This window comes from Streptomonospora sediminis, assembly GCF_054778995.1.
On the sequence record NZ_BAAGYZ010000065.1, the window covers coordinates 1 to 8933 of the forward strand.

The 8933-nt window shown below is 68.7% G+C and carries 7 protein-coding genes, 1 tRNA gene, 1 rRNA gene and 1 riboswitch; of the genes, 3 read left to right on the forward strand and 6 right to left on the reverse strand.

The window, feature by feature from the left end:
- Positions 1 to 337: 337 nt before the first annotated feature.
- From ACYVD5_RS12720 to ACYVD5_RS12735, 4 genes are all read right to left on the reverse strand, one after another.
- A tRNA-Ala gene (locus ACYVD5_RS12720) sits at positions 338 to 410 on the reverse strand.
- 207 nt (positions 411 to 617) lie between these two features.
- Positions 618 to 737 (reverse strand): DLW-39 family protein, encoded by a 120-nt coding sequence (locus ACYVD5_RS12725; protein WP_461001210.1) that lies wholly within the window; start codon positions 735 to 737, stop codon positions 618 to 620.
- Positions 738 to 933: 196 nt separating this feature from the next.
- Positions 934 to 1698: a helix-turn-helix domain-containing protein gene (locus ACYVD5_RS12730; RefSeq protein ID WP_461001211.1), complete on the reverse strand. Its 765-nt coding sequence runs from the start codon at positions 1696 to 1698 to the stop codon at positions 934 to 936.
- Between the two features lie 547 nt (positions 1699 to 2245).
- Complete coding sequence (locus ACYVD5_RS12735) at positions 2246 to 2560, reverse strand: DMT family transporter (protein WP_461001212.1); 315 nt, start codon at positions 2558 to 2560, stop codon at positions 2246 to 2248.
- Positions 2561 to 2573: 13 nt separating this feature from the next.
- Positions 2574 to 2640, reverse strand: a riboswitch (guanidine-III (ykkC-III) riboswitch).
- Between the two features lie 148 nt (positions 2641 to 2788).
- Between ACYVD5_RS12735 and ACYVD5_RS12740 the strand changes: the two genes are divergently transcribed.
- Positions 2789 to 3097 (forward strand): hypothetical protein, encoded by a 309-nt coding sequence (locus tag ACYVD5_RS12740; protein ID WP_461001213.1) that lies wholly within the window; start codon positions 2789 to 2791, stop codon positions 3095 to 3097.
- A gap of 801 nt (positions 3098 to 3898) precedes the next feature.
- Positions 3899 to 5323 (forward strand): rifampin monooxygenase, encoded by a 1425-nt coding sequence (gene rox / locus ACYVD5_RS12745; RefSeq protein ID WP_461001214.1) that lies wholly within the window; start codon positions 3899 to 3901, stop codon positions 5321 to 5323.
- Positions 5324 to 5948: 625 nt separating this feature from the next.
- On the opposite strand, the gene ACYVD5_RS12750 is transcribed toward rox, so the two are convergent.
- On the reverse strand, positions 5949 to 7130 hold the full coding sequence (locus ACYVD5_RS12750; RefSeq protein ID WP_461001215.1) for a winged helix DNA-binding domain-containing protein: 1182 nt from the start codon (positions 7128 to 7130) through the stop codon (positions 5949 to 5951).
- A 452-nt stretch (positions 7131 to 7582) separates the two neighbouring features.
- Here ACYVD5_RS12750 and ACYVD5_RS12755 point away from each other — a divergent pair, with 452 nt between their 5' ends.
- Positions 7583 to 8374, forward strand: a complete 792-nt coding sequence (locus tag ACYVD5_RS12755; RefSeq protein WP_461001216.1) for an SDR family oxidoreductase — start codon at positions 7583 to 7585, stop codon at positions 8372 to 8374.
- Between the two features lie 309 nt (positions 8375 to 8683).
- On the opposite strand, the gene rrf is transcribed toward ACYVD5_RS12755, so the two are convergent.
- Positions 8684 to 8801: ribosomal RNA gene (gene rrf, locus ACYVD5_RS12760) — 5S ribosomal RNA — on the reverse strand.
- Between the last annotated feature and the right edge of the window lie 132 nt (positions 8802 to 8933).

Below are 8933 nucleotides of genomic sequence, written 5' to 3' on the forward strand. Positions count from 1 at the left end.
CGTGAGACAGGGCCGGGTCCTTCACTTCGACGCCGCAGCCTCACGAAAGATCGAGGCTAACGAGCCGATGCGACATTTCGCGACCGACCGGTCACGGCACCGCGGCACACGTCCGGTTGACCATGCCGTAGCGGCATGGTGTCCGATGACAATGTGCATCAGACACACGACGGCCGCCCGGGGAAAACCTCGGGCGGCCGTCGTGTGTTCACTTGACCAGCACCCCGCGGAGCGAAGCACCACATCGGGGGGTCCGGGGGGGTCGTCCCCCCGACAAAAACAGCGAGGCGACCCGGCAAGCAAGCGCCGCTTGCGAGCAGGGTCGCCCAGAGCCGAGTGGAGCCAAGGGGAGTCGAACCCCTGACCTCCGGTATGCAAAACCGGCGCTCTGCCATCTGAGCTATGGCCCCGGTCTGATCTGTGACGATCATACCGTGTTGCGGGCAGTGCCGGTCGCTCTTTTCCGGCGCGGGGCCCGGGCTGGAGGCGGCACCGCTCGCTCGGCGGGCCCAGAAGCGTGGGGGCCGCAGGGGACGACGTCCGCCCACGACTCCGGGTACGCCGAAATCAGCCGACGGCCCATGGGAACGCGCCGTGGCTGGTCGAACCGGCCCCGGCTAGTTGTCCCCGGCCGTGGCTTCGGTCCACAGGTCGAGCTCGGCGCGGTCGGCCTGGATCTTGCGGTAGACGGCGAACGCACCGAGTGCCACCAGCACCAGAATGATGATCTTCTTCATGGTGTGCACCCCTTCTTTGGTCTCGGATACGGATACTGGGACGGACGCGCTGCCGCGGGCCGGAGGGCGGTCAGGATGGCTCCTGCCGGTTTTCCCCGCCTGCTGAGCGGAAGGCGCCACTAGAGAACTTTATGGGGTTGTCTCCCCCGCAGACTAGCAACCCGGCGGCGCGTTCCCGCCCGGGATGTCCCCGGCTTCATGTGAGCATCGCCAGCCGGTTGAGCGTGGTGCTGGTGGCCGCGGGTGCGCTGGATGCCGATACCAGCCGCCACCACACCTCCTGGCAGACTCCGACTCCCTCTTCGGACTCGACGATCCCGCCGCCGTGGGTGGCGGCGACGAACGCGAGGGAGGCCTCGCCCTCGTCGAACTCCAGGATGGTGAACGGGCCTGCGGTTCCGGCGTGCAGACCTGCCGAGGTGGGCAGCAGGCGGATGTCGACGCGGTCGTGGTTGCGGCCCAGATCGATGAGCCGGCGCAGTTGGGCGTGCAGAAGGGCGGAGTCGCCGCTGATCCGGCGTAGGGCGTCCTCGTCGACGATGGCGTGGTAGCGCTCCAGCGTGTCGCGTTCGAGCACCTCCTGGCGTTTCAGGAACGCGGCCACCATGCGTTCAGTGGCAAGGTCGTCGTGGCCTTGCGAGCGGGCGAGCGCGGCGGTGTATTCGGGCACCTGCAGCAGGTCCGGGATGAGCATCCCGGCGTAGGTGTCGATCGCAACGGCCCCTGCCTCGTTACCGACGTAGGCCGAGGAGATGACGTCCTCGTACTCCGTCCACCAGGGGCGCAGCCGTGACTCGCGGACCATGGTGAGGATGGCCTCGCGCTGCCCGCCGGTAACCCCGTAGAGCTTCAGCAGGGCGGAAACCTCCATTACGGACGGCCATTTTCGAATACCGGTCTCGATGTGTCCGAGTTTCGCCGGGGACCATTCAAGGACGTCGGCGACATCGCTGAGGGTCATTCCTGCTTGGACGCGGCGCCGGCGCAATTCCGCGGAGAGCCGGCGGCGGCGAACAGTGGGGCTGGTCATGGCGCCTGTCCCGTACACGCTTAGTACTGGTGCTGTGGCCCCAGAGAATCACCCGTCCTAGCCTCTAGCAATGAGTTTCTAGAAATCGATGCGGGATCCCGATGTGTCGGCCGCCGACCACTGCTCCGCCCCTGCTCACGGGTGTGTCGCACGAGACGGCGCGCGACCAGCGGGAATTCGTCGGATCGCCCTGCCGCCAAAGCCGAGTCCCCGGATCGGCGGGGATCCGAGGACTCGGAATTCCGTGTTGGCCGGATCTCTTGCCCGCGCACGGCCGAATGGGACCGGACCCGCACCGCAATCCCAGCGGGACGCCAAGGACCGAGCAGCGGCGAGCGTTCCCAGGCGGCGCACCGGGCAGCGGTTACTCAATCACAAGCGTCCCGCTTACCCCGTGCGTCACATGATTCCCGCCCCGCTGCACTTCCCGCATATTCGGTGCTTTCCGCGATTACGCGCGTTCGGATCGCCCGAGGTATCAGTGCAAAAGCTTGAGCCCGACGATTCCGCTCACGATCAGCAGCAGGCAGGTGATCTTCGCGACGCTCGCCCCCTCGCCGAGCCAGACCATGCCGACCAACGCCGTACCCACGGCACCGATACCGACCCACACGGCATAGCCCGTGCCGACCGGTACCGAACGCAGCGCCAGGGCCAGCCCCGTCATACTCAGCGCGAGACCGACGGCGAACACCGCTGTCGGCCACGGCTTGGTGAAGCCGTGCGACGCCGCGAGGGCGATCGCCCACACGCTCTCGAGTAGACCGGACAGGACCAGCAGCACCCAGGCCATATTCCCCTCCCGAACCGCGCCGTCTTGTCGCTGACCGGGTACGGCGCACCTCGTCCGGGGGAGGCCGGAGCGGCCTTCCCACCGCGGAAAACCCGGAACCGGCGGAACCTATTCCCCGTGAACCGCCTGTCACGGACGGCCACACGACGCGCTGAATGGTCACCTGGAGCACATACGATGCAGAAGTACTGACGGGCCCATGTACCCGTGCACAGGTGAAGGAACTCAATGAGCTATCCGATCGATGACGCCGAGCGGCTCATCGCCCACGCCGAGGAAGAACTTCCTCCGCCGACCCGCTCGCGCTTGATCGCCAAACTGCGCAAAGGCGTCCACATCGATGACGCGGCACGCGATCTCGGCGTCACCACGAAACGCGTGTTCTCCGCGGCGCGTATCCTCACCACGTTCGGCGAGCAACTCGACGCCACCCTCACGGCCGAGCGCGATCCCGATCTGCCGCATGGCACGGTAACCGGCTACAACAAGCGCTGCCGCTGCCCCCAGTGCCGCGGGGCCGTGAACCGGCAACTCTGACCGCTCCCGCCGGTCGGCCGGGCAGCGAGCGCGATCCGTTCGCGCGCGTCCGGCGAGCACCCGTTCTCCCGCGCCCAGCGGCATCCGGCCGAATGGCGCGGTGGCTCCCGGCGGCTTGCGTAGGGCTGCCGGCTCCAGGGGCCGGCGGCCACCGCAGGCGGGCCGACCACGCGGGGAAGCCCCTGGCCCACGGCGCAGGGCCGCACAACGCCCATCTCTCAGCCGCACAGGTCTTGCCGCCCGCGTATCCGCGGAGATCCATGGCCGAGCAGCCGCGGCACGCCCGGCGGGCGCAGGGCGCCCAGGGGGCGATGGGAATCCTTGATATCCGCGACGGCGGCGGGCAAGCGCCCGGGGAAACCACCAGGGCAGCGGCAGCGTGATCGGTGCGGCGCCGCTTTGCGAGGACGCCGTCCGTGCGAAATGGATGGTACGCAACAGACGCCACCGGGCGGAAATTTCCCGCCATTCTCAATTTATAGCGCACCCTGGGGCTTGCCGCAAGACCCGGGGCATGCTGCAGAATCTTCAGCCGACGCCGGATCCGCAATCGTGCGGAAACCGGGGTTCGCGAAATACGTGCGCATTTTCCGACGTGTGCGCCGCAGGTGCCGCACCGGCGATACCGGGCTCACCAGCGGCGTTACTGCGGCGCGGTCGCGAACACTCGGCGCGGCAATACAGCGGTACGTCAGCCGGGCGGTACGCCAACGCAACTGTACGGCGGTGCGCCATACGCACTTCCGGACTGCGCGGAGCAGCCGACCCGACTGCGGCCTTGTTCAACGGGGAGTTCTTTTCATGACCGACGTGATAATTGCCGGCGGCGGACCGACCGGATTGATGCTGGCCGCCGAATTGCGGCTGCACGGCGTGCGGACGCTCGTGCTGGAAAAGGACGAGGAACCGACCAGGGAGGTCCGTTCGCTCGGTCTGCACGCCCGCAGCATCGAGGTTTTGGACCAGCGCGGTCTGCTCGAGCGGTTCCTCGCGCTCGGCCGGCAGTACCCGATCGGCGGTTACTTCGCCGCCATCCACAAGCCGTCGCCGGAAGGGCTGGACACCGCGCATTCCTACGTCCTCGGCATCCCGCAGACCACCACCGAGCGCCTGTTGAACGAACGCGCCACCGAGCTCGGCGCCGAGATCCGGCGCGGTTGCGAAGTTGTCGGGCTCAGCCAGGACGACCACGGCGTCAGCGCCGAACTCGTCGACGGCACGCAGCTGCGCTCGCGCTACCTCGTCGGCTGCGACGGCGGCCGAAGCACGGTACGCAAGCTGCTCGGTGTCGGTTTTCCCGGCGAGCCCTCCAGGGTCGACACGCTGCTTGGCGAGATGGAGGTGACCGCGCCTATGGAGACGCTGGCCACCGTGACGGCCGAAGTCCGCAAAACCCAGCTGAGGTTCGGCGTCGGGCCCCTTGGGGATGGGGTGTGCCGCGTTGTCGTGCCCGCCGACGGTGTGGCCGAGGACCGCTCGGTCCCGCCGACCTTGGCGGAGTTCAAGCAACAGCTGCAGGCGTTCGCCGGCACCGACTTCGGTGTGCACTCACCGCGCTGGCTGTCCCGCTTCGGTGACGCCACCCGGCTGGCCGAGCGCTACCGGACCGGCCGCGTGCTCCTGGCAGGCGACGCTGCGCACATCCACCCGCCCACCGGCGGGCAAGGGCTCAATCTCGGTATCCAGGACGCGTTCAACCTCGGCTGGAAGCTCGCCGCAGAGGTCAGCGGCTGGGCACCGGAAGGGCTGCTCGACAGTTTCCACACCGAACGGCATCCGGTGGCCGCCGACGTGCTGGAAAACACCCGCGCCCAAATCGAGCTGATGTCCACCGGGCCGGGGCCGCAGTCCGTGCGCCGACTGGTCTCGGAGCTGATGGACTTCGAAGCGGTGAACCGCCATCTGATCGAGAAGATCACTGCGCTCGGGGTCCGCTACGACTTCGGCGAGGGGCACGAACTGCTGGGACGGCGGATGCGTGATACCGGTCTGGAGCGCAGCCGCCTCTACGAGTTGATGCACAACGGCCGCGGGCTCCTGCTCGACCGGACCGGCCGGCTTTCCGTTGAGGGCTGGGCGGACCGGGTCGACCACGTGGTCGACGGCAGCGAAGAACCGGGCGTGCCCGCCGTACTGCTGCGGCCGGACGGCCATGTGGCTTGGGCCGGCGCAGACCAGCAGGACCTGCTCAGCCGACTACCGAGGTGGTTCGGCGCCGCCGGCTAGGCGCACCGGTCCCCGGCCCCCGGCGGTCCCTGGCAGGGGGCCGCCGGGACTTCCCCGGGCCGCCGCAGCCCGCCGCCGGATACCTCCGCCACCGCTCCGAGCAGGCGATTACCCGCCCCTTACCAGGACGCCCAAGACGTTTACCTGGAATTAGCCCGTGGAAGGCGCGATTCAGGCTTATTGATCTTGAATCCGGGGAATCCGCCCAGCATGAACGAGCGTGTGGACTGGGCCGCGATGAGCGACGAAGAGTTCATGGCGCTGGTGCGCCATCTGATGGAGACCCCCTCGGGAACCGAATCCGACGAGGAGTAGCACCACCTACCCCTGACTACCGATGATCCTTGTAGGGATCGAACGCGGGAGCGCCTTTCCCGCCCCGCGGGGGAAGACGCGCGTGTCGGACACCGGCGCGCGCCTGCGCTCCCGCTAACGCCGGGCCGCACCGGCCCCCGCCGGTTTGCGCCCGATCCCCCTGCGGCGGTACTCCCGCCACGGCCGCCGCCCGTGCGCGCTGCGCGGGATACCCGAACGCACCACCCGCCCGGAGCGCGGCGGGATGCGCGGGTGCGGGCAACAGAACAGCGAAGACCGCACCCAGTGGGTACGGTCGAGGTGTCTCGGCTCACTCGCCACCGCCGGCAGCGCCGTCCCGCAGATCCAGCTGTGCGGGTCGGCCCAGGAAACGGCCGACATCGGCGACCTCGGCCTCCAGGGAGTCAACGAGGCTGCGGGGGAACGGTTCGAACTCGTCGAACGGCTCGACCACCACCGTTTCCCGGTCGCGTCCCCAACGCCACCGCGCGGCGGCCTGCCCGTCCACCAGAACCGCCGGATGGATGATCCCGCCGCCCGGTGCTATCCGGTGGGCGTGCTGCTGCGCGACCGCTGTGGCGCGCCCCTTATAACCCAGTAGGTATGCGTCGAAGCCGCCCACCAGGCGCACAGCCGGCGTCCGGGGGACCGGCGGAAGCGCTTCGGCGAACTCCCGCGGAGCCCACGCAGGCCCGCTGCTCGTGGCCAGCTCGACCGCCTCGGGGCAGACCAGGTCCCACCCGCGGCGTGCCATCGCCGCCGGAAGACCCGACCACGCCGCGAAGTCTTCCAGCCGAGCCGGGCCGTGGCTCCACAGGTAGCGCCGGGCAAGCTTTGTGAGGGCGGAGCCGGTGTCGCGGGCCTCCCACGGCCCTACCCACTCGTGCATGAGGACGTAGGTGGGCTCGCCACCGCTGCTGCCGTTGCCATTGCCATTGCCATTGCCATTGCCCGAAGTGTCGGGACCGCGGCAGATGATGCCGCGAAGCGCCGCGTAAGCCACCAAGTGGGCGGGCGCCTGCCCTGCGGTCGGCACGCGGACGTGGCCGGACCGGTTCAGCTCCTCGATCAGCCGAGCGCGGGTCAGGGAGACACCGCCGGAGAGGATCCCGCGGATGGCGTCCTCGGCTCGCCCGCACAGCTCGTCGTCCAGATCCAGCTCCAACCGGCGCCGGCGGAACCGCTGCACGAACACCGGACCCAGCAGGTCCACGATCCAGCCGACGTCGGATGCGGGCAGCGCGTGCAACGTGCCGCGCATGGCCCAGGTCCGCACCACCGACCGCTCCTGCGCCACCGCACTGCGGACATCGCCGACCACGAGCCCCGTCGTTCGGGCGCGCACCGCCAGCCGCACCGCCTGGGCGTCTTGGGCCTGGAGGGCGCCCGCGCCCCGCACGGCTCCGGCGACCCCGGCGGCGGGCGGCCCCATGAGCAGCTGGGCGTTCATCCGCGCTGCGCGGAGCCGGTCGTCGTCCACAGTGTTCGGCATCGATGAATCCCCTCCTGGACTTGTCGACGTAACGACCACCTTGCCAGGAGTTCACCCTCTGTCGGGCTGTATCTCCCGCAGAGACACACCTCTGCCGCAACGGGCGGTTCCGGTCTGCGGGCATACCGTGGTCACACGGGCACCGCCCGCGCGCTTCCCTGAGCTACCGCGGCCGTACTCCGGCCGACCCGGTCACGCTTTCGGGAACAAGGGCGGCATCCGATGCGCGCGCAGAGCCGACGCAGATCCGCCGGGGGAGTGGCGGGCGAACGTGCGGACAGGGGACCAGGGCCGGTGTGCAGGTCGGCGCCGAGCGCGGGTAGCCCGGCTGCACAGAGGTTTGTTGCAGGCGCGAGGGTTACCGGCCGGCCGGGGGCAGGCAGGAGTCACGTGCAGGACGGCCGGGAAACAGCACGGTAAGAGGCAGGCGACGCCGGAGGAGAGTCACGGCCATGGCGAACAACCCGACACCCATACTGGTCACCGGCGGAACCGGGACTCTGGGCCACCACATCGTGCGCCGCCTAGAGGACGACGATGGCGCAGAGGTGCGCGTCCTCAGCCGCCGCGCCGCCCCCACACAGAGCAACGGGGGAAAGTGGTTCACCGGCGACCTGGCTTCGGGACAGGGCTTGGACCGCGCGCTGGCAGACGTCCACACGGTGGTGCACTGTGCGCACACCCCCAAATCACCGGGAGACGAGCTAGCGGCGGGCGCGAACCTGCTAACGGGGGCGGCACGGGCCGGAGTCGGCCACTTTATCTTCATATCGATCGTCGGCGTGGACTACGTGCCGTTTCGGTATTACAAAGCGAAGCTCGCAGTCGAGCAATTGGTCGAGGAGTCCGGACTACCGGCCACGATCCTGCGTACGACGCAGTTCCACGAGCTAATCGACTGGTTTTTCAAACAGACCGACTCACTACCGTTCTTCCCGGTGCCGACAGGTTTCTGGTTCCAGCCGGTGGCCGCCGACGAGGTCGCCGCGCGCCTTGTCGAGCTGGCCCGGCAGGAACCGGCCGGTCACGCGGTGGACATGGGCGGGCCCGAGGTCCGCTCGATCGAGAGCCTTGCCGAGGACTACCAGCGGATCCACGGCATGCAGCGCCGACCGTTGACCAAACTCCCGCTCCCGGGGCGCACGGCCGCGGCTTTCCGCAGCGGCGCGAACCTAGCGGCCGGGCATGCCGATGGGCGCCAAACTTGGGAAGAGTACCTGGCCGAAACGGCCGGGGTGGGGTGAAGGGCTGCGGCTGGGGGCGCCTGTGATTGGTCTGGGGGTGCGGCTTTGGTTCGCTGTGCGGCCTTGTGGTCTGCCGGGCGACGGGTCATCTGCACTCAAAACCAGCACCAAGGACGGCGGAGGGTCCGGGCGGGCGCCCGCCTGCCCCGCATACCCGATCCCGGGGCAGTGTTCGGCAACGACCCTGCGGAAATGCCGGCACCCGGCGCCGGATCCCGGAATCTCCGCAGGATCGCCGACCCGCCCCCACCCAGGCATAAAAAAAAGGGGGCGGGCCCCAAAGGACCCACCCCCAAATTTCACAAAAAAATGCGGCGGCAACCTACTCTCCCACCCCCACCATGAAGGCAGTACCATCGGCGCAAAGAGACTTAACGACCGGGTTCGGAATGAGACCGGGTGTGACCCTCCCGCTATAACCACCGCAAACCAAACACCCCAACACCACCACCATCACCCACCAGCAAAAAACACCGGCCCAATGGCAGCACAGGGGAAAAACCCGTGAACAATGTGCGCGAACACCCAGCATCCATGGCGGACAAGCCCTCGGCCTATT

What these genes read in the sequence shown, in the direction of transcription:
- ACYVD5_RS12730 (WP_461001211.1), bottom strand. Translation starts at nt 1,698, where the DNA reads ATGACCCTCAGCGATGTCGCCGACGTCCTTGAATGGTCCCCGGCGAAA.
- ACYVD5_RS12750 (WP_461001215.1), bottom strand. Translation starts at nt 7,130, where the DNA reads ATGCCGAACACTGTGGACGACGACCGGCTCCGCGCAGCGCGGATGAAC.
- ACYVD5_RS12735 (WP_461001212.1), bottom strand. Translation starts at nt 2,560, where the DNA reads ATGGCCTGGGTGCTGCTGGTCCTGTCCGGTCTACTCGAGAGCGTGTGG.
- rox (WP_461001214.1), top strand. Translation starts at nt 3,899, where the DNA reads ATGACCGACGTGATAATTGCCGGCGGCGGACCGACCGGATTGATGCTG.
- ACYVD5_RS12740 (WP_461001213.1), top strand. Translation starts at nt 2,789, where the DNA reads ATGAGCTATCCGATCGATGACGCCGAGCGGCTCATCGCCCACGCCGAG.
- ACYVD5_RS12725 (WP_461001210.1), bottom strand. Translation starts at nt 737, where the DNA reads ATGAAGAAGATCATCATTCTGGTGCTGGTGGCACTCGGTGCGTTCGCC.
- ACYVD5_RS12755 (WP_461001216.1), top strand. Translation starts at nt 7,583, where the DNA reads ATGGCGAACAACCCGACACCCATACTGGTCACCGGCGGAACCGGGACT.